The following is a 21,034-nucleotide window of genomic DNA, read 5'->3' on the forward strand; positions in this document are numbered from 1 at the left end:
TTGCTGAGCGGAATTATCCCCTCAAAACTAGATAATAGACATTTCTAAACTTTGTAAATGAGTTCTTCATTGAAGTCCTCGACCTATTAGTATTGGTTAGCTGAACACGTCACCGTGCTTACACACCCAACCTATCAACCTTGTCGTCTTCAAGGGGTCTTACTCCACGAAGGATGGGAAGTCTCATCTTGAAGTATGCTTCTCGCTTAGATGCCTTCAGCGATTATCATTTCCACACATAGCTACCCAGCTGTGCCACTGGCGTGACAACTGGAGCACCAGAGGTGTGTCCATCCCGGTCCTCTCGTACTAGGGACAGATCTTCTCAAACTTCCTACGCCCACAACAGATAGGGACCAAACTGTCTCACGACGTTCTGAACCCAGCTCGCGTACCGCTTTAATGGGCGAACAGCCCAACCCTTGGAACCGACTTCAGCTCCAGGATGCGATGAGCCGACATCGAGGTGCCAAACCTCCCCGTCGATGTGAACTCTTGGGGGAGATCAGCCTGTTATCCCCAGGGTAACTTTTATCCGTTGAGCGACGGCCCTTCCACACGGGACCGCCGGATCACTAAGCCCAGCTTTCGCTCCTGTTCGACTTGTAAGTCTCACAGTCAAGCACCCTTCTACCTTTGCGCTCTATGTATGATTTCCGACCATACTGAGGGTACCATTGGGCGCCTCCGTTACACTTTAGGAGGCGACCGCCCCAGTCAAACTACCCACCTGACACTGTCTCTGATCTGGCTTACAGATCTAGGTTAGGATTTCAATATAACAAGGGTGGTATTCCAAGGATGACTCCATAACAACTAGCGTCGCTACTTCAAAGTCTCCCACCTATCCTATACATGCTATACCAAAACCCAATATCAAGCTATAGTAAAGCTCCATGGGGTCTTTCCGTCTAGTTGCGGGTAACCTGCATCTTCACAGGTACTAAAATTTCACCGAGTCTGCAGCCGAGACAGCGAAGGGATCATTACGCCTTTCGTGCGGGTCAGAACTTACCTGACAAGGAATTTCGCTACCTTAGGACCGTTATAGTTACGGCCGCCGTTCACTGGGGCTTCGGTTCAAAGCTTCGCCTTGCGGCTAACAAATCCCCTTAACCTTCCAGCACTGGGCAGGCGTCACCCCCTATACGTCGTCTTACGACTTAGCAGAGAGCTGTGTTTTTGCTAAACAGTTGCCCCTTCCTCTTCACTGCGGCTCATATTGCTATGAGCACCCCTTCTCGCTAACTTACGGGGTTATTTTGCAGAGTTCCTTAGCTACAGTTATCTCGCTTGCCTTAGGATTCTCTCCTTGACCACGTGTGTTCGTTCTAGGTACAGGCACCATAAAGATAGTGCTAGAAGCTTTTCTTGGAAGCGTGGCGTCATATACTTCGCTACTAGGCGAACCGTTCACTCCCCATCACACTTCAAGGTTAATGCAAGGTGGATTTTCCAACCTTACCCTCTTTGTGCTTAGCCCGGAATCCAATAACCGGGATATACTAGCCTTCTCCGTCACTCCATCGCTCAATATGGTGGTACAGGAATATCAACCTGTTGTCCATCGACTACGCCTTTCGGCCTCGCCTTAGGTCCTGACTAACCCTGGGTGGACGAACCTTGCCCAGGAAACCTTGGTCAAACGGCATGGAAGATTCTCACTTCCAAACGTTACTCATGCCGGCATTCTCACTTCTAACCAGTCCAGCAGTCCTCACGGTCTACCTTCATCCCTGTTAGAACGCTCCCCTACCGCCCTACACATTGCTGTGCAAAACCCATAGCTTCGGTATTATGCTTAGCCCCGGTACATTTTCGGCGCAAAGTTACTCGACTAGTGAGCTGTTACGCACTCTTTAAAGGGTGGCTGCTTCTAAGCCAACCTCCTAGCTGTCTAAGCGACTTCACATCCTTACACACTTAGCATAAATTTTGGGACCTTAGCTGATGATCTGGGCTGTTTCCCTTACGTGCATGGACCTTATCACCCATGTACTGACTGCCGAGTATACAATAATGGCATTCGGAGTTTAATTGCATTCAGTACCCCTAGGTGGGGCCATCATACATTTAGTGCTCTACCTCCATTACGCTAACCTCGACGCTAGCCCTAAAGCTATATCGGGGAGAACCAGCTATCTCCAGGTTCGATTGGAATTTCACCCCTAGCCACAAGTCATCCACGGTCTTTTCAACGAACGTTGGTTCGGTCCTCCATCAAGTGTTACCTTAACTTCAACCTGCTCATGGCTAGATCACCTGGTTTCGGGTCTACGACTACATACTAAACGCCCTATTAAGGCTCGCTTTCACTACGGCTCCGTGTCTTCCACTTAACCTTGCATGCAATCGTAACTCGCCGGCTCATTCTACAAAAGGCACGCCGTCACCCATTAACGGGCTCCGACTTCTTGTAGGCATATGGTTTCAGGTACTATTTCACTCCCCTCCCGGGGTGCTTTTCACCTTTCCCTCACGGTACTGGTTCACTATCGGTGAATAGGTAGTATTTAGCCTTACGCGGTGGTCCGCGTGGATTCCGACAAGATTTCACGTGTCTCGCCGTACTCAGGATCCCATTTCGAGACTTGTTTATTTCGTATACGGGGCTATCACCCTCTGTGGCATGGTTTCCCAACCATTTCTACTATAAACAAGTTTTGTAACTCTACTAATATGGTCCTACAACCCCAGATAAATCTGGTTTGGGCTGTTCCCCTTTCGCTCGCCGCTACTGAGAGAATCGCATTCGCTTTCTTTTCCTCTAGGTACTGAGATGTTTCAATTCCCTAGGTATACCTTCACTATAACTATGTATTCATTATAGGATGATGAGAGATTAATCTCACCGGGTTTCCCCATTCGGAAATGTCCGGATCAAAGCTTACTTCCAGCTCCCCGAACCTTATCGCAGGTAGTCGCGTCCTTCATCGTCTCCTATTCCCAAGGCATTCACCATACGCCCTTTGTAACTTCAAATTTGATCAATCAATTGGTTTAAATAACCAAAGGTTTTTTTGTTTTGAGAATCATTTACAAATAAATAACTGTGAAATTTCAGTTTTAAAAGTTAATTTTAAAAATAACAGAAATTTGATTGTTAATTTGTTATATAAATAAATTTATATAACTAGATGTCTATTATCCAGTTTTCAAAGAACAATTCATAGTAATTTAAAAATACTGTTTGACGAGTATTGATTTTCTTACTATCTGAGAGAACTAACCTCTCAAAACTAAACATAACACATCACTAAAACCTTAATACTTAGAAGTATTTAAACTCCATAGAAAGGAGGTGATCCATCCGCACCTTCCGGTACGGATACCTTGTTACGACTTCACCCTAATCATCAGTCCTGCCTTGGGCAGCTCCCTCCTTGCGGTTAGGATACCGACTTCTGGCATTACCAACTCTCATGGTGTGACGGGCGGTGTGTACAAGACCCGAGAACGTATTCACCGCGGCATTGCTGATCCGCGATTACTAGCGATTCCGACTTCATGAGGGCGAGTTGCAGCCCTCAATCCGAACTGAGACCGGCTTTTTCAGATTAGCTCCCTCTTGCGAGATCGCAACTGTTTGTACCGGCCATTGTAGCACGTGTGTAGCCCAAGACATAAGGGGCATGATGATTTGACGTCATCCCCACCTTCCTCTAGCTTACACTAGCAGTCTCGTTAGAGTATCTCAACTTAATGGAGTAACTAACGACAAGGGTTGCGCTCGTTACTGGACTTAACCAAACACCTCACGGCACGAGCTGACGACAACCATGCACCACCTGTCTCAATGTTAACCTCTACTGTATCTCTACAGCTTTGCACTGGATGTCAAGCCTTGGTAAGGTTCTTCGCGTTGCTTCGAATTAAACCACATGCTCCACCGCTTGTGCGGGTCCCCGTCAATTCCTTTGAGTTTCACTCTTGCGAGCATACTACTCAGGCGGAGTACTTAATGCGTTAGCTGCAGCACCGAACTTAGTCCGACACTTAGTACTCATCGTTTACGGCGTGGACTACTAGGGTATCTAATCCTATTTGCTCCCCACGCTTTCGTGCCTAAACGTCAGTGATAGGCCAGTTGACCGCCTTCGCCACTGGTGTTCCTCCATATATCTACGCATTTCACCGCTACACATGGAATTCCATCAACCTCTCCTACACTCTAGTCTAACAGTTTTCAAGGCGAACTGGAGTTGAGCCCCAGTCTTTAACCCCAAACTTGCTAAACCGTCTGCGCACGCTTTACGCCCAATAAATCCGGATAACGCTTGCCACCTATGTATTACCGCGGCTGCTGGCACATAGTTAGCCGTGGCTTTCTGGTAAGGTACCGTCAAACAAATAGCATTTCCTATATTTGCTGTTCTTCCCTTACAACAGACCTTTACAATCCGAAGACCGTCTTCAGTCACGCGGCATTGCTCCATCAGGCTTTCGCCCATTGTGAAAAATTCCCTACTGCTGCCTCCCGTAGGAGTTCGGGCCGTGTCTCAGTCCCGATGTGGCCGATCACCCTCTCAGGTCGGCTACGTATCATCGCCTTGGTAGGCCATTACCCCACCAACAAGCTAATACGCCGCACCCTCATCCATTAGTGGTCCAAACGGACCTTTCAACCTTCAAAGATGCCTCCAAAGATATCATGCGGTATTAGCAGTCGTTTCCAACTGTTATCCCCCGCTAATGGGTAGATTAGATACGTGTTACTCACCCGTTCGCCACTGGGTGCAAGCACCCCGTTCGACTTGCATGTATTAGGCATGCCGCCAGCGTTCATCCTGAGCCAGGATCAAACTCTCATGTAAAATAATTATTTTTTTCCTAGCTTTAATGACGGATATAATCATTGATTAAATGTATATCATAATTGTTATGTTTAGTTTTCAAAGATCGTTCATGTTTGTTAGTGTCTCTATAAAACACCTTACAAATCATACAAAATTTAGTAATTATTGTCAACATTTTTTTAAACTTTTTCACAATTTTAATTAATTTTTTTGTACATTTGGTAAGCATTTTATACTAATAAATTATAATTCTGCATTATTTTTATTAAGCTTATCGAACACCTTAATAAGTATATAAAATGTTGAGTTTTTTGCAAGTGTTTTTTGCAAAAAATTTAATTTTTTTTACTTTTTTTATTACTTTTTTAAATTTCCTTTAAAATTAAGGGTTTTTGACAAATAAAAAAGCAACCTTAATCATTTGGGTTGCTTTTTTTAGAGTCTTCTTCCTTGCTAGCTTGTTGTTTTTTATTAATTCGCAAGATTTTTAGCCAAAATTGTTTAAACTTAGTTCCGAAGGGATATGTTAAGATGCGCTCTCAAGAACTAAAAATAATAAATAACATCGCAAAGGCAAATAATAAATATAAATATCAACTATAAGTTCAAACATCCAGAAAAGAAATGGCGGGAGTAGTAGCATCAACATACGAATTAGCAAGTCCTACTAACATTAACATTTGGGCCCCATATGGAATTAAACCTTGAAATACCGCGGGAAAGATTGAAACAAAAGCAGCAATTTTATTCTTATTTAACTGGTGGGTTTCGCGAATTTTTTTGGCAACTGGCCCCGCAATAATAATTGCAATCGTATTATTTGCTAAGGCAATGTCACTAACACTCGTTAACATGGCAATTCCAAATTGGGCACTCTTTTTTCCTTTAATTGCTTTGTTAATTTTTTGAATCGCTCATTCAACCCCACCGGATAATTCACTTAACCCGGCTAATCCCCCAGTAAATAAAGCTAAGAAAATAATTTCGTTCATGTTGATCATCCCATTTTTCATTGCATCCATCGCAACTAAGAATTTATCAACCCCACTTAATAAGTGACCATTGGGATCAAAACTACCGTTAGTCATCAGCGCCGGTGATAAATTTGGTAAATAATTAGTGGTCAAGTCACTACTATTAGGAAGCACCCAATAATTAAATTGATTTAAACTAAACCCAATAATTAAGGCCATTAGTGTTCCTAAGATTAAAACAATAAACACGTTGACACCCGCTAATGCACTAATTAAAACAATAATGAATGGCAAAATAGTTAATAATGCTTTTCATCAAATTCAAGTTTGAGCGTGTGACTGGGCATCTTTTAGATATGTTAAGGTAAAATATAGTACAATTGCAATTAACGCCGGAATTAATAAGATCTTAAAATTAAACAGAAAACGTTTACGCGGCTCAACATTCTGGGTACGGCAAGAAGCAATCGCAGTGTCTGAAATTAATGATAAATCATCCCCAAACATTGCTCCACATAATAACGCACCCCCAATCATTGCAGGGTTAATATGGGCTTCTTTTGCCATTCCAAACGCGATTGGTCCAAACGCGACAATTGTCCCGACACTCGTTCCCATCGCGGTTGAAATAACCGCACTAATAATAAAGACCCCACCCACAAGAATACTTGGCGGAATAATTTTGAAACCTAAATTTCCAATGGCACTAGAAGCCCCAATGGTTGTCATTAGTTGCGAAAACATTCCGGATAATAGATAAATAAAAACCATTAATAAAATATTATGATCACTGCTGCCCTTTAAAAAGGCTTTTAATTTAAGATTAAAATCACCATTAATAATAATAAAACCAATAATAATTGGAACTAAAATAATAATTGGAGCAAAAACTAAGTAAAACCCCATTGGATTGTGTTTGGAAAAAATTTGATATTTTAAACAATCTAGTACAATTCCACAAATAATAAATAAAATTACAAATAATAAGAGCGGAATTAGGCCCTTAAAAGAAACTTCTCGTTTTAAAGTTAAAATCTCTGAACTAACTTCCTGGTTAGCTAGTAATTTGTTAATTTTTGATGTTTTTCTTGCCAAAATAATCAACCTACTTTCTAAAAGATGATCTTCTTATTTTGGTTTTAAATATTATATGGCCATTAAAAATAACTAGCGACACATTATCATGTTCGTTGAACGAGCGCTACTAAGTCATTGCATAATAAATGTTTTAATGTGATCAGCGCAATGCATTAAATAACCCTCCTTCAATAAAATATTGTGTTAATGATAATATATTTTTTTAATAAATTCAAGAAAAAAACCAAGATGTTAAAAAAATAAAAATCACTTATCAAAGATAAGCGATTAATGTAAAAAGCTATTTAAATTATGGTGTGCATATTAATTTTAATTTAATTAAAACTTGTTAAATAGGTAACCCGATCGGCAATAATATCGTTGTAGTAACTTTCATCATCAAAATTATTTGCTTTAAAAGACTGGATTCGCCCTTTGACCGCAATAATTGCTTTATCCCGTAAACTAACATCTAAATCATCAATATTGTTAGTTCATACTTTGACATTAACAATATCTTCATCATAATTACCTTCCCGGTTTTTGAAAGGTCGTTGAACCTTTAATAAAAATTTCATTAGTTTGCGTTCTGTCTCTTTTTTGTCATAAACAATTTCATAAGGGCCCTCAACTTGACCAACTAACATTACTTGGTTCACTTCTTTTCATCCTTTCTTAATTAAAATAGCTTTATACTCTTGAATTATAAAAGGAATCCCAATAAAACAGCGAAAAAAATGCCTCTGGTGCATAAATTATTTTAAATAATCTGCACCCTTTTGAATCTCAACTTTTGATAAATCAGGATAATCTAACTGACGCATAACTTCGTAAGCCACGATTCCCACCGAAGATGCCACATTCAAACTCCGCACATTTGGATGCATTGGAATTCGAAAACAACGTTCTAAATTATTATGTAAAATTTCGTGGGGAATGCCCGTTGATTCCCGACCAAACATAATATAAATTGGTCCAGTTTGGTCTTTAAAATTAATGGCACTATGGGGCTGTTTAGCATAGCGTGTTGAGCAATATAATAGTGCATCAGGATTTAAGGTTAAAAATTGCTCTCAATCATTATATAATTGATAATCACTAGCATGAATATAATTAGCACTACTACGGGTAATAAAACGTTCATCGAAAAAGAAGCCTAACGGCTCAATGATATGCAATTTGGCATTGACAGCAACACAAGTTCGAATAATTGCGCCAACATTTTGGGCAATTTCTGGTTCATATAAAACAATATTTAATTTTTTACTTGTTGGCATGGTGTTCTCCTGCTTGGGCATACCAATCCATAAATAGTTTGATTGCTTTACTACGGTGCGAATACTGATTTTTTTCATGTAATGATAACTCACCATAAGTTTTATTTAACTCTGGTAGTAAAAAAATCGGATCAAAACCAAATGCATCATCTCCCCGTGGTTCTAAAGCAATTTCGCCGTTAGTAACTCCTAAAAAAGTTTTGGCAACATTCCGTTGACTATCAACATAACTTAAAGCACATACCGCTCTTGCGCTACGGTCCGACAAATCCTTACATTTCTCTAATAATAAATCATTAACAATCTTATTATCTAAAATGGGAGCGGCTCATCTTTTCGGATAAATTCCCGGAAAATTATCTAACTCAATAATTTCTAAACCCGAATCATCAGCTAAAACAGGAACTTTTAAAAACTCGCTTAAATATTCTGCTTTAATTAAAGAATTTTCGGCAAAGGTTGATCCCGTTTCATCAATTTCACCAATAAAATCAAAATCTAAGAGTGATTTAACATTAATATTTAACTGCGCAAATAATTCTTGATATTCTTTAACTTTATTGACATTATTAGTGGCAATAATAATTTCTTGCATATTTCTTTTCTCCTTTGGTTCTCCTAAATCATTAATAATATTGTATAATAAAAATGATTATTTTAGAAAAAGAGTTGAGAAGATGAAATTTGAACAAGGTGAAAAATTAAATAAGGGCTTAACTAATATCAATTACCGTTGGGGTGAATTTTTTGTTCGTTATGAACAACCCTTTACCCGCGTGTTTCTGGACCATGAAAATGAAATCAACGTCTTAAATGCCTTACAACACCAAAATATTAATTTGGAAATTGTGGAAACTGGTTATGATGATGATCATTTTTATGTCATCACCAAATATTATCCTAATTGTTTAACCCTGGGGCAAACCGGTCTCGGACGCAGCAATTTAACACGGGTTAGTTATTTAATTAAAAAACTACATCAAGTTGATGTGCGCAATTATAATATTAAAAAATTTAACCCCCACGTGTTTTTGCAAACTATAAAACAACATATTAAAAAAAATATTTATAATTTGGACCAGGAAGAAAATCTTATTAACCCTGCACTATACCAACCAATTAATAATCCTGTTCTCTGCCATAATGATTTAACAAGTGATAATTTTATTTTCATTGCTAATCGCTTATATTTAATTGACTATGAATATGCGATGTTAAATGACCCCCTGTTTGATATTGCTAGTTTTGCTTCCGAAACCCTAACCCAATCAGCAGATATTAAATACTGGTTTGACCAGTTTAATCTAACAGCTGTTGAACACCAACGTGTTGTAGATTGAATGTATTACCAAAATATCTTATGGATCTATTGGGCAAATTATATGTATGAACATACTAATAATGCAACGTTTTTAAATATTATGGAAGCAAAATACCAAAAATTAAAAAATCCTACTCTTTAACAGGAGGATTTTTTTCTTTGGTCTGGGTTGCTTCAAAATCTTCGCGAGAAGCTGCAATAATTTCATCCTCAGGATTTAGCACCCGTCCTTCACGTTTTGCTTTTAAATATTCAGCAATATTACGGATTCACACTGCCATAAAAGTACCAAAGAAAACAGAGAATAGTAAAAATGCCATTGCCACTAAACAACGGTATAAAACTTTATCTCAGCCTCACCAGTAACCAGTTAAGTAAAACCCAAATAAAGTTCATGATAAGGTAATGTTGTAAGTAAACTGGTCAGCTTTATGACATTTTAAAATAAAACCCAGTAAGGTTAAAAGAAAAACTCCCAGCACATATAGTAATCCAAAGCCAATGCCGCCCCCTACTTCATAATGGTCAGCATATGATAAGTCCGGTGATGATAAGAAAAATAACAAAAAAAATGGGGCAATTCCTTCCACAATAATTGCTAATAAACTTTTTCAAAAAACAGTTCGTGTTGATTGAAATTCCAGATGTTCTTTGACTTCTGGTGCTAAATTATCATCGGTTGAGTTATTTTCCGCATTATTTTGCTTATCAATGATTTTCACGATCTTCTCCTACTTCTCTTTTATATTTGCTTTATTTTATCATAAAACCACCCCTTAAAATAAAAAAAACTTGTCAAAACAAGTAAAAATAATGGAGCGGGTGAAGGGAATCGAACCCTCACAGTCAGCTTGGAAGGCTGAAGTTCTACCATTAAACTACACCCGCATCTTTAATTAACCTAGTAATATATATACCATATTTACATCGTAAGTCAATTATTTTTTTAAAAAAATGGTACCCGAGGCCGGACTTGAACCGGCACAGTCGCGAGACCGACGGATTTTAAGTCCGTTGCGTCTACCTATTCCGCCACTCGGGCACATGGTCTCCTGTAAAGGACTTGAACCTTTGACCCACTGGTTAAAAGCCAGTTGCTCTACCAACTGAGCTAACAGGAGAACTAAACAAATAAATGGCTGGGCTAGCTGGATTCGAACCAGCGCGTGAAGGAGTCAAAGTCCTTTGCCTTACCGCTTGGCTATAGCCCAATGCAATGGTGGAGAGGGAGGGATTCGAACCCCCGAACCCGAAGGAACTGATTTACAGTCAGTAGCGTTTAACCACTTCGCTACCTCTCCATTTAATGGTGCTGGCTAGAAGAATTGAACTCCCAACCTACTGATTACAAGTCAGTTGCTCTACCAGATTGAGCTAAGCCAGCAATAAATGGTCGAGTGTAACGGACTTGAACCGCTGACCACCTGCTTGTAAGGCAGGCGCTCTCCCAACTGAGCTAACACTCGAAAAATATATTTGTTTATTGTGTTAAACCTTTTTTATTTTATATAAATCAACTATTTTTGTCAATTAAATTTCCTTTCTTTTTTTAAGATTTTGATAATTTCCACCCCCAAGCTTTTTAACGTTAAAAAATAATAAACGAAAGTATTATGATTTTTTTCCAATAAAATAAATTTTTTTCTAAATTATGAAATCCCTTGTTTTACTGCCGAATTTTAATTAGCATTGGAAATAAGAAAAAATAATAAATCTTATCAAGTTGACAGCTGAATCCCTAAATTAGTATTTGTTATTTTTTCTTGTTTTTAAGGGAGGAATATTTATTTAATGAAGAAGTTAATAGCGATTTTAGGCGCCGGAGGATTAATGCTAGCAAGTACCAGCAGTATCATTGCTTGTAATGATAAACCACCGGTTAATAAAGAAAATAACAATGATTTATTAAATTCATTTAAATCAAGTTATAACGCAAATAATACTGGTATTGATCTAAGTAATTATGGCATTGAGCAAAGTGCCGATTATTTCAATTTTACCTTTAGTAAATTACAAACTAATCTTCTTAAAAATATTATTATTCCTAACAAAGCAGCAACGGTGACAAAAGTTGATGGACCACAAATATTGCAACAAACTTCGCCCGCTGCTAATAGTAAAATTGCCATTATAGAAGGTATTAACCAATCAAAATTGCATGTGGATGATGGTATTTTACAAATTAAAATTAATTTGCAACTATATCAAGCATTAGCACAAAAAGACGGGACAATTGCCTACCAACGGCAAAGTGAAACCATGATAATAACCATTAATCTAAAAGCAAAATTTAACATTGCTCTAATTAACACCATCCCAGCAATTAGCAAGGATGAGTTCCATGTTCAAAACTACCAACAAGTTACTAAAAAAGAGTTGGATTTAAGTTTTGCGGATAAAATTTTAGCGGTTGTTCGTCAGTATGTCCCCCGGGCAATTTATGATGATATTAATAATAATGTTGGTGACTTTAAGTGAACATGATATCTTGAAAACCACCAGGAATTGGAAAAACCCCTAGATTTAACTACTTCACCGGTGCTTTTCATTAAAATATTGTCTGAACCAGCAAGTGACCTGTTAACGGGAGCAACTAATTTTATTAAAATTGTGCTTCCCAGTGTAAAGTAATAAAAAGCAATTATTAATTGCTTTTTATTTTGCTAATTTTTGACAATTCTTGCTTAAAAAAATAAATTTAACCCTGTTTTCTTTAAAAAAGTGGCTTTGCGACTTTTGATAAAATATCGATTTCCCGAAAAATAAGATATAATAATTTTGTATCTAAAAACGATAACGAAAGGAAAAGTGATAACATGCGCCAACCAAAAAGTTTTGGTTTTACAAGGTTCTGAATTATCTTCTCTAGTATTTTTGGAATTATTGGGGTAGTTATTATGAGCATTGCTTATTTTTACTACTTAGATAAGTTCAATAACGGAACTCTTAACAATGTTGACCCTAATACTGCCGAGATCTTTTTAATGAATTCATATTCAGACTTAGGAAGTTTTAAAGTAATCTTCTTAATTGCTATTATGTTTACATTATTCTCAACAATTATTTGTAATATTGGGTTAATTCGTTATGCTTCAAAAGGTACTGATGAAGAACTATGTGCAAATAAATGGAGTTTAGCAGTCTTGTCGCTATCTTTAGGAGGGTTCTTTGCCCCTTTTGCCTTAACATGATTACCAGATACCGATGTTAAAGCGACTAAAAATGCCCGCGTTACAATTGTTCGTTATTTAGGAACATCGTGATTATTAGGAGCTATTTTTAGTATTGTTGCAATTATGGCATTTTATGCTCGTGCTAACGACCATTCATGGACAAAAGTTGGGGACTACTATCCTGCCAACCCAAAACAAGTTTTTACCGCAGTCATTGCAGTGTTAGCGGTTGCTAGTGCGTTAAGCCTGTTATTTGTCCCTTGATTTTACAACCAAAATACTGTGGCCCACATGATTGCCGAAACCAGTTTAGGAAAATGATACCGTTTTGTTTCAACCTTATATACAGTAATTGTAACAATTTTATTAATTATTCAAATTATCACCGCGGTGTTAAAATTAATCGAAATTTTTACAAGTATTTTCCAAAACAATCAAGGAGCAGGATCAGCCTTTATCAATATTATGCGTTTCACAATGTCATTAATTAGTACAATGTTTATGATTTATCTAATTGTCAAAGTTATTGCCGGGTTATGAAAACGTTCAGATAATTATATGATTTCAATTCCCCAATATCGGGAAGCTGACCAAACCAGAACAACATACTAGAACTTAAATTAAAAAAGAGTTTTCTTACTAATAAGAAACTCTTTTTTTGTTATCAATTTAAGGCTAAATTGTATAAATCTAACCTCACCATTTTGTGGACTAGTGCCGTTGGATGAACATCATCAAAGAAAAAATAATTATTAATATTTTGGGGATTACAATTATTAATATATGTTGTTTTAACATGCCTCGAGTACAAAACACTAACGAGATTTTCTTTAACGCAAGCTTTTGTAATATTAAAGCCCTGGGTGGCAAATTGCTGGCGATATTTATTAAAAGCTGCGAAAAGATTATATGTTTTAATTTTGTGGGGATACTGGTGTTGTAAGTTATTGATAATTTGACTTCATTGACTGTTATACTCGGTAGCTAAGTTAGTTGCCGTTTGTTCTAACGGTGTTTGGTAATAACTAGGAGTTTTCCCCATATCGGGAACATTGGTCACAATAATATGCGCAGCATGGTTAGCAATTAATTTTCTTAAAATTTTTTCTTCGGTGCTAAGAGCAGTCGTAATAATTGTTTGTTGGTCATAACTATTTTTTAAACCAATTGCAGCAAATAAATCATTATTGCCTCCTTCTACCACAATTAGATCCTGGGGTTGAATTGTATGTTGAAACAATAATGTTTGTAACTGATTTGCCAATTCAAATCGATTCGCAAAGAAATAACCAGTTCAAGTGTTAACATCACCAATATCTGCCCCACCAATGGCATAATTATTCCCATATTGTTCATAAGTTTCAGTATTCCAAAAAGCGGAATATTTTCAACCTGGGGTTAATGATAAATGAAGTTTATCTGCTAAATATTGAACAGCAACCGGACCATTACTAAAAGAAACATGGTTATAAAAGGGACTATCAAAAGTAATTGCTTTAATTTGGGGTAAAAATCATTTTCCTTTAAAAAAATCTGTTCCAGCTCCGACAAGGCCTCCAGTATCCGATAAACTATCGCCCAAAACATACAGGTGTGAATAAGTTAAATTCCGATAGTTATCGTGATTATAGCTACTACTAAAGGGGTTTAATAATAGTGGAATTGTTGTAATAATACTCGTTAAAATGAAATGTGATTTTTTCATATTTTCCCTCCTTAATAAATAATTTTTCAAATTGAATAAATAAAGAGTGCCAAAATAACTATTAACTAGGTACTTTGAGCACTCCTTTATTTGCTTTTATTATAAATTAGGAATTTATTAATCGAAGTTAATATTATTAAGCAGTGATAATGTTTAAAAAGATTAATCCATTAAGCCAGCTTCGTATAATTTTTTAAATCGTCCTTCAACTTTTTTAAGATCGTTGAAAGTTTCCGTTTGAATAACCCCTTTTCCTTTTTCAAGAACTAAAATTTGGTTAACATTTTTAATTGTACTTAACCGGTGGGCAATAATAATTGTTGTACGCCCCTTCATTAACTTGTCTAGTTCACCCTGGATTTCTTTCTCCACAATATTATCTAAGGCACTCGTTGCTTCATCTAAGACAAGAATTTCAGGGTTACGTAAAAACATCCGTGCAATTACTAACCGTTGTTTTTGCCCACCCGAAAGGATAAATCCCCGTTCTCCTAAAACAGTATTAAAACCCTCGGGAAGTTCTTTAATAAAATTATATAATTCTGCTTTTTTAGCAGCTGCTTCAACTTCTTCATCGCTGGCATCAAAGGTTCCATAGCGAATGTTATCATAAAAAGTTCCGTATAAAATTTGGGGTTCTTGTTCAACATAACCAACATGGTCTAAATATGATTTTAAATTAACATTTTTTAGATTTTGATCATTGTTAACATAAATATCCCCACTAGTTGGATCATAGTAACGAAGTAGTAATTTAGAAATTGTTGATTTCCCAACGCCTGTTTCTCCAACAAAAGCATATGATTCACCTTGTTTAAACTCAAAATTAAAATTATGTAAAATTAATTCTTCATCGGGATCATCGGGGTTATATTTAAAATCAACATTTTTAAAAATAATACTTCCGTTAATATCTGGGAGTGGGGTGGCATTTAGGTTAGGATTAATTTTTGGCACCTCTTGAAAAATTTCATTAACCCTGGTCGCCGAAGTTGAAGCAGTTGCTAAGTTTCCTAATAAACGCACAATTTGGATAATTGGAAAAATTAGCGAGTTAATACTCATTGTAATTGATAACATAACGGTGGGATCAAGTTTGTTTTGGTTAACAAAAATAATCCCGACAATTAAAGCAATGGTATTCATACTTGTTAATGTGGTAATTACAAAGGCAATTACTAGTGATTGGACACGAATTGCTTGCATACTTACTTTGTAATAATCCCGGTGGATACTATGAAAACGTTGTTTTTCATATTCATTAGTTCCTGTTGATTTAATTAAGCGAATAGCATTAATTCGATCATTAACATCCCCATTAACATTTGAAACAACTCTTCGTTGTTTATAAATTAAACGACGGATAAAAGTAAAACAAAAAGCCGTTAAAATTAGAATTCCAAATGAAACCCCTAAAATAATCCCTGCTAATTCAGCAACCGTTTGGGTTCCGTTGATATATTGGTTAGGAACTGGGCGAATTCCTCCCCCAGGCACATTTTCAAAAATCTGCACTTTATTATCTAATGTGAACATAATAACCACACTACCAATAAAAGTGAAAATAGCATTTAAAAAGTTTTGGGGAACTTGGTAAGCCTGGTCCCCTAAAATTTGGGTATCAGAAATTAATTTAGTTAAGATATCTCCCATTTTTTTATCATGGTAGTAATTCATATCTAAATCAATTAGTTTATTTAAAACCTTGATCCGAATGTCAATTTCAATTTTTCGTGAAATTGAACCACCAACCCAACTTTGTAAATATAAAAAGATTCCCGAAACCACAAATGTTGCGGCAAAACCAATTGCTCAGTACATTAAAGCTGATCATGCCATTGCCGGATCATCAATTGACTGACGACTTTGCATTCCCACTGATAAGTTGGTCATAACAATATTTGTCAACTTTGGAATTGCCACGGTAATTCCACAAGTAATCATGACAAAAATAATTAAACATAACCAACGAAATCAATAACGTTGGTAATAAATTGATATTAATTTAAAAAATCCAATTTTTGAACCCTTATGTTGTTGTTCAGGATGTTTGCCCCCGGACAAGTCTGGTTTGGTTCCTTCATGGTGTTTTTTCTCCATTTTTTTGCTCCTTTATCATTCTTAAATTATTGTTAAACATTTAACTAAATATGATTATATCTATTTTCTTGTGAGTTGCAATAATAAAAATAAACTTTTATTTTGTATGAGCTAGCCTGCTCAGGCTTAATATTAACGTGGCTAAATCTTGTTCCAATAAAATTTTTCGTTCTTTGGTGATTACTTTTTCAATATAAAGTGATAACTCATCCATCAGACTCATAATAATTGGTTGAATTTTTTGTCATTTGGCGGTTGGTTTTAAATAAATAACTTTTTTATTATCTTCGGGGTGGTAACGGTCTAAATAGCCCTTTTCCGCTAAGCGCTTTGATAAAATAGTAATATTAGCTCGCGACTGGTTGGCAAGATTAGCAAGTTCATTCATTGTTTGGTGAGGATAATGTTCAACTAATTTTAATAATCACATATTACGGATTTGGAAATCATCAAAACCCGCTTTCTTCAACCGTTCTTCAACATAACTACGACAAATTTTATTGGTATAGGCAATTAAGCGCAGAATATTCCAAGTTTTGGGGTTTTTTCAATCCATATTATCAATATCATTCACTTTGCTTCACCACCTTATCACTTTATTTACTAAAATCATAACATAGATATTATCAAGATTAAAAAAAGAACATTTAATAATGTTCTTTTTGCTTATTAGCCAAGATTTAACCCAATTGCTAAATTATCGTTAGTTGTAATTGATAAACTATCATCGGTTTTATCGCTAACTTTAAATTGTAAATTTTCCCCACTCACAGTAACATCTTTCGCTTGCATAAGATCAGCAATTGTTTTAGCTGGGTGTCAAGTTGCCCCATCAGTTGTTGTTAGTACTAATAATTTTCCGTGTAATAATTCAACATTTGCATTTTCTAGGTTGCCACTAGGCGACCCCCCGATTAATATTGGAACAATTAAATTGCTTAATAAAGACATCGGTAACGGTATTTCTTGATTAATTTTAAAACTTAAAAGTTCACCTTTCACTTTAACAGTTAATTTACCATTAAGCATATCAATACCTTCACCATTATTTAAAAAACTTTCAACTAATGATTTGAAGGTATATTCCACTAAATTAAAATTCTTATCACTAATAACTTTTCAAGTTATTGCGTAAGGAAAAAAACCAACTTTAATTTTGACTTTTTTCATATCCTTTCCGCCTTGGCGACCATCTAATAAATCCGCTAATAAATGTTCAAAGTTATTGTGTGGTTCACCATCTTTTACATTTTTAATTGGTGGCATTTTAGAATCAACTGGTGATAATAAATATTTAAAGAGTAACAATGGTAAGTTATGAGTTGTTTGCATATTAGCTTTAACATAATTAACTAAACTAATTAAGTCGGGACGAACCGCATCAATAATTTCTTTCACTGTCACTTTTTCTAAAACAATATCTGCGTTCCCAACAACGGGCACATTGTTAATAGTTTTCTTAAAACTTAGTTCCTTGTCTAATAGACCTTTTGCTAATCCTTCAACCATTTGCATTAATTGATCTCATTTTTGTTGATCATCGTTACTTGCTAAATTAGGGTCTGTTGGAATTAAATTTAAAATTGTTGGGACCATGGAATTATCCAATAAACTACCTAAGGTCAAATCAATGCCAGGGATTGGTAATTTAACATCCACTAATTTGGGGTTGGTTACTTGATTAATATTATTTAAATCATTACTAATTGCTTTGACATTCACAATTTGCACAGTTGAATATTTAAGACTAATTGGAGTGGTTAATACTTCAACCCCATTATCAGTAATTGAATTAACAACTGCTGTTCCTAACTGTTTAAATGGTTCAGTAATTTTTTCAACCTTGTTAACATTGACAACCACCCCTTTTAAATTAAAATTGTGGTTAATCATCTTTACAATTAACTGTGAATTAATATTTTTATAATCTCCATCAATTAGTAACGGTTTTTTTGTATTATAATTTTGAATTTTTTTAATTAAACGTGCTACTTGCTTTTGATGAAATTCATCATTGCGGGGGTCAACAGATGGTTCTTCAGTTTTAGCATGATTACTACAAGCAACAACTGATGATGCTCCGGTTGTTGTTAACCCCACGGCTCCTAAAATCGCTAATAATTTTTTCATTTAAAATCTCCCTCTCTACTTTATCAAAAATTACTACCTCTATTAAAAACATATAAAAGTAATTTTTAATTAAACAGAGTTGGGCCATAATAAAAACCAAACAATTAAGTTCCGTTTAACGAAATTGCTTTTAAACATTAATAATAATTGGTCATAACTTTTACTCTTATATCTTAGCACTAAAAACTAAGAAAAAAACACTTTTTTTATTTTTTTTAACAAAAAAAGTGTTTAGAAAAACTAAAATTGGTCTTTTGAATTACTATCAGTTAAGATTTCAATTTCAAAAATAACAGCTTTTGATTTGACATTATTACTTTTCGTTTTTAATTTTTTTGTTTTTTCGCGGTTAATTCGAAAAGCAAAATTATGGTAAACAAAATCTTCGGGGAGATCAGCATTGGGGGTAAACTCATAACCAGTTTGGGCGACATACCATTGGTATAAGGTTTTGCCTTCCGCTTTGGGAGGAACATTTAATTGTAAATATTTTTTAAAAACCTTTTTAATTGGAGTGTTTCCGTGCATCCAGTACATATGATGACCAATTTCTTTAACCTGACCAGTTTCATCATCCTCATCATAAATTTCACCAACTAATTCTTCAATAATGTCTTCCATCGTGACCACACCAATAAAAGTTTTACTTTCACGATTAGGAGTAACAATCGCCATATGAACTTGCTCTTGTTGTAATAATTCTAACGCATCATCCAATTTTAAATGCTTGGAAATATAAATTGGTTCACTAGCTAATTCCTTGATGTTTACTTCTTTTTTATCAATAATAGCAATTAATACATCCTTAATATTTAAAATTCCTTCTACACTACCATCAGTTCGCGAAATAATTGGCATTCTGGTGAAACGTTCTTCTTTATAAATTTTTTGTAAATCTCGTCAGTTGGTATCATTAAAAACTGCTTTTACTTTTTCTTTATCCCGCATAACATCACCAACATTTTTTTCATCAAAAGTAATTGCTGATTCAATTAACTGTTTTTCGTTTTTTTCAAGCACTCCTTCCGATTCAATTGTTGAAATTAATTCCAATAATTCATTTTCAGTTGTTGATACCTGACCGGGCTTTTCTTTTTTTAAAACTAGCAACCATGTAAACGGATATAGCACAATTTTTCAAACTCATAAAATATAAGAAGCAAAAATTGAAAATTTTTCGGGGCTACGCTTGGCAATAATTTTGGGCACAATTTCGCCAAAAATTAAAACAACTACGCCAATTACTGCTGTTGCTACTCAAGTGGCAGTGGCTTCACTACGAATAAAAGTTGCAAAAAATAAAGCACCAATAGTCGCTAAAGCAGTATTAATTAAGGTATTTGCCATTAAAATTGTTGCTAAAGTACGATCATAATCTTTAATAAATTTATAAACTCGTTTGGCACTTTTAATTTCTCGGTTTTTGCTCCGAACTTTGGTTCGTTTTCCCTTTGCTAATTGCTTTAGCCGAATAACATTAATTGAAGTAATCGCCGTTTCCGAAGCTGAAAAAAAAGAAGAAAATATTAATAAAATAATCATTAAGGGCAATAAAACAAATAACGCGGTCGAGGAATCTAACATTTAAATTTCCACTCCTTTATGTTAATTATAATATACTATATATTAATCAATATTAATAGATAATTTAAAAATAATTTATTGATTTTTTTTAAAATAATTACTTTTAATTTACAAAATTTAAGGTATCATATAATAGTATATGTAAGATAAATGATAAATTCTCAAGGAGGAATCACCGTGAAAAAAATGCTAGCATCTTTCGCAGCAATTTCATTAATAAGTTCATCAGTTTCCAGTGTTGTTGCTTGTAAGAGTGAATTAGGATTATACAATACTTTTATGAGCGCTGTTAATAATAAGGATAGCTTTATTATGCTAATTAGTGCGCAAAACTGTCCTCACTGTCAAGCTTTAGAAAAAACAACAATTAATGAATTATATGATGGTGCCAAAGGTAACGCGGAATTTCATGCTTATTTAAATGGAAAATATGGAGCTGACTATAATTTAGCAACTTATTATGGTTCGCGGTCATCAGCAAATGAAAATGAATATAAAACAATTGAAAATACTTATTTAATGAGTACCTGAGATTCAGTTGAAGATTATAATAAAGTATGAGGTGAAAAATGAGCTAAAAAAATTCTTGACTGGGTCGTTGCTCAAGAACGTAATGCTCATAAAATTAACGGGGAAATTGACTATACCATTACCGCCGATAGTTTAAAATTAAAGGGTACTCCATTGTTTATTTATGTTAAACAAGGACAATACATGGGCTTTGAATCAGGAGACATGGGAAGTAGTTGAGTAAACGGGGCCACTCCTCAGCAGTATATGTATTATTTTGTTCAACATCTCGTAAAAGAAGACTGGGATACTAGCCATGATCAAGCAAGTTAGCAGTTAACTTAAAAAATAATGAGAAAGATAATTAATATTATCTTTTTTTTATTG

14 protein-coding genes, 7 tRNA genes and 2 rRNA genes are annotated in these 21,034 nt (G+C 35.4%); 4 read left to right on the plus strand and 19 right to left on the minus strand.

Going from position 1 to position 21,034, the window contains the following annotated elements:
• Positions 1–66 precede the first annotated feature (66 nt).
• The 6 genes from SERIO_RS03435 to rdgB all read right to left on the minus strand — a co-directional run bounded on the left by SERIO_RS03435 (position 67) and on the right by rdgB (position 8,719).
• Positions 67–2,982: ribosomal RNA gene (locus SERIO_RS03435) — 23S ribosomal RNA — on the minus strand.
• Between the two features lie 312 nt (positions 2,983–3,294).
• Positions 3,295–4,814, minus strand: a 16S ribosomal RNA gene (locus tag SERIO_RS03440).
• Together the 16S and 23S rRNA genes form the textbook arrangement of a ribosomal RNA operon.
• 395 nt (positions 4,815–5,209) lie before the next feature.
• Positions 5,210–6,865, minus strand: coding sequence for a Na+/H+ antiporter NhaC family protein (locus SERIO_RS03445; protein WP_047791492.1), 1,656 nt, complete (start codon positions 6,863–6,865; stop codon positions 5,210–5,212).
• A gap of 317 nt (positions 6,866–7,182) precedes the next feature.
• A complete protein-coding gene (locus tag SERIO_RS03450; RefSeq protein WP_047792019.1) occupies positions 7,183–7,506 on the minus strand; it encodes a single-stranded DNA-binding protein in 324 nt (107 codons plus the stop codon).
• A gap of 96 nt (positions 7,507–7,602) precedes the next feature.
• Positions 7,603–8,124 (minus strand): tRNA (cytidine(34)-2'-O)-methyltransferase, encoded by a 522-nt coding sequence (locus SERIO_RS03455; protein ID WP_047791493.1) that lies wholly within the window; start codon positions 8,122–8,124, stop codon positions 7,603–7,605.
• Positions 8,111–8,719, minus strand: a complete 609-nt coding sequence (gene rdgB, locus SERIO_RS03460; RefSeq protein WP_047791494.1) for an RdgB/HAM1 family non-canonical purine NTP pyrophosphatase — start codon at positions 8,717–8,719, stop codon at positions 8,111–8,113. Before rdgB ends, SERIO_RS03455 begins: the two co-directional genes overlap by 14 nt.
• A gap of 82 nt (positions 8,720–8,801) precedes the next feature.
• Here rdgB and SERIO_RS03465 point away from each other — a divergent pair, with 82 nt between their 5' ends.
• Entirely contained in the window at positions 8,802–9,587 is a 786-nt protein-coding gene (locus tag SERIO_RS03465) for a phosphotransferase (RefSeq protein WP_047791495.1), read from the plus strand.
• Here SERIO_RS03465 and SERIO_RS03470 read toward each other — a convergent pair.
• From SERIO_RS03470 to SERIO_RS03505, 8 genes are all read right to left on the minus strand, one after another.
• Positions 9,577–10,167 carry a DxFTY motif-containing membrane protein gene (locus tag SERIO_RS03470; protein ID WP_073797443.1) on the minus strand — a complete coding sequence of 197 codons (591 nt, stop codon included), beginning with the start codon at positions 10,165–10,167 and terminating at the stop codon, positions 9,577–9,579. The two genes, SERIO_RS03465 and SERIO_RS03470, sit on opposite strands and share 11 nt — an antisense overlap.
• Before the next feature lie 92 nt (positions 10,168–10,259).
• Positions 10,260–10,333 (minus strand) — tRNA-Gly (locus SERIO_RS03475).
• Positions 10,334–10,400: 67 nt separating this feature from the next.
• Positions 10,401–10,487 (minus strand) — tRNA-Leu (locus tag SERIO_RS03480).
• A 3-nt stretch (positions 10,488–10,490) separates the two neighbouring features.
• Positions 10,491–10,566 (minus strand) — tRNA-Lys (locus SERIO_RS03485).
• Positions 10,567–10,581: 15 nt separating this feature from the next.
• Positions 10,582–10,656 (minus strand) — tRNA-Gln (locus SERIO_RS03490).
• Positions 10,657–10,662: 6 nt separating this feature from the next.
• A tRNA-Tyr gene (locus SERIO_RS03495) sits at positions 10,663–10,746 on the minus strand.
• Between the two features lie 6 nt (positions 10,747–10,752).
• Positions 10,753–10,829 (minus strand) — tRNA-Thr (locus SERIO_RS03500).
• Positions 10,830–10,835: 6 nt separating this feature from the next.
• Positions 10,836–10,911, minus strand: a tRNA-Val gene (locus SERIO_RS03505).
• Positions 10,912–11,236: 325 nt separating this feature from the next.
• Between SERIO_RS03505 and SERIO_RS03510 the strand changes: the two genes are divergently transcribed.
• Together SERIO_RS03510 and SERIO_RS03515 are read left to right on the plus strand one after the other, a co-directional pair.
• Positions 11,237–12,076: a hypothetical protein gene (locus tag SERIO_RS03510; RefSeq protein WP_047791496.1), complete on the plus strand. Its 840-nt coding sequence runs from the start codon at positions 11,237–11,239 to the stop codon at positions 12,074–12,076.
• A 185-nt stretch (positions 12,077–12,261) separates the two neighbouring features.
• Positions 12,262–13,230 (plus strand): hypothetical protein, encoded by a 969-nt coding sequence (locus SERIO_RS03515; RefSeq protein ID WP_047791497.1) that lies wholly within the window; start codon positions 12,262–12,264, stop codon positions 13,228–13,230.
• Positions 13,231–13,279: 49 nt separating this feature from the next.
• Here the strand turns inward: SERIO_RS03515 and SERIO_RS03520 are convergent, their stop codons facing one another.
• The 5 genes from SERIO_RS03520 to SERIO_RS03540 form a co-directional block, all read right to left on the minus strand.
• Entirely contained in the window at positions 13,280–14,323 is a 1,044-nt protein-coding gene (locus SERIO_RS03520; RefSeq protein ID WP_047791498.1) for an SGNH/GDSL hydrolase family protein, read from the minus strand.
• Positions 14,324–14,485: 162 nt separating this feature from the next.
• Positions 14,486–16,423 (minus strand): ABC transporter ATP-binding protein, encoded by a 1,938-nt coding sequence (locus SERIO_RS03525; RefSeq protein WP_047791499.1) that lies wholly within the window; start codon positions 16,421–16,423, stop codon positions 14,486–14,488.
• Between the two features lie 97 nt (positions 16,424–16,520).
• The gene (locus tag SERIO_RS03530) at positions 16,521–16,997 is read right to left on the minus strand and encodes a MarR family winged helix-turn-helix transcriptional regulator (protein WP_053040833.1); all 477 of its coding nucleotides are present in this window, start codon (positions 16,995–16,997) and stop codon (positions 16,521–16,523) included.
• Positions 16,998–17,092: 95 nt separating this feature from the next.
• Entirely contained in the window at positions 17,093–18,553 is a 1,461-nt protein-coding gene (locus SERIO_RS06660; protein ID WP_047791500.1) for a lipoprotein, read from the minus strand.
• A gap of 240 nt (positions 18,554–18,793) precedes the next feature.
• Positions 18,794–20,137, minus strand: coding sequence for a hemolysin family protein (locus tag SERIO_RS03540; protein WP_047791501.1), 1,344 nt, complete (start codon positions 20,135–20,137; stop codon positions 18,794–18,796).
• Between the two features lie 177 nt (positions 20,138–20,314).
• Between SERIO_RS03540 and SERIO_RS03545 the strand changes: the two genes are divergently transcribed.
• A complete protein-coding gene (locus SERIO_RS03545; RefSeq protein ID WP_047791502.1) occupies positions 20,315–20,980 on the plus strand; it encodes a hypothetical protein in 666 nt (221 codons plus the stop codon).
• The last annotated feature ends 54 nt before the right edge of the window (positions 20,981–21,034 follow it).

The sequence above is a fragment of the Spiroplasma eriocheiris genome (assembly GCF_001029265.1).
In the GTDB taxonomy this organism is placed as follows: domain Bacteria; phylum Bacillota_I; class Bacilli_A; order Mycoplasmatales; family Mycoplasmataceae; genus Spiroplasma; species Spiroplasma eriocheiris.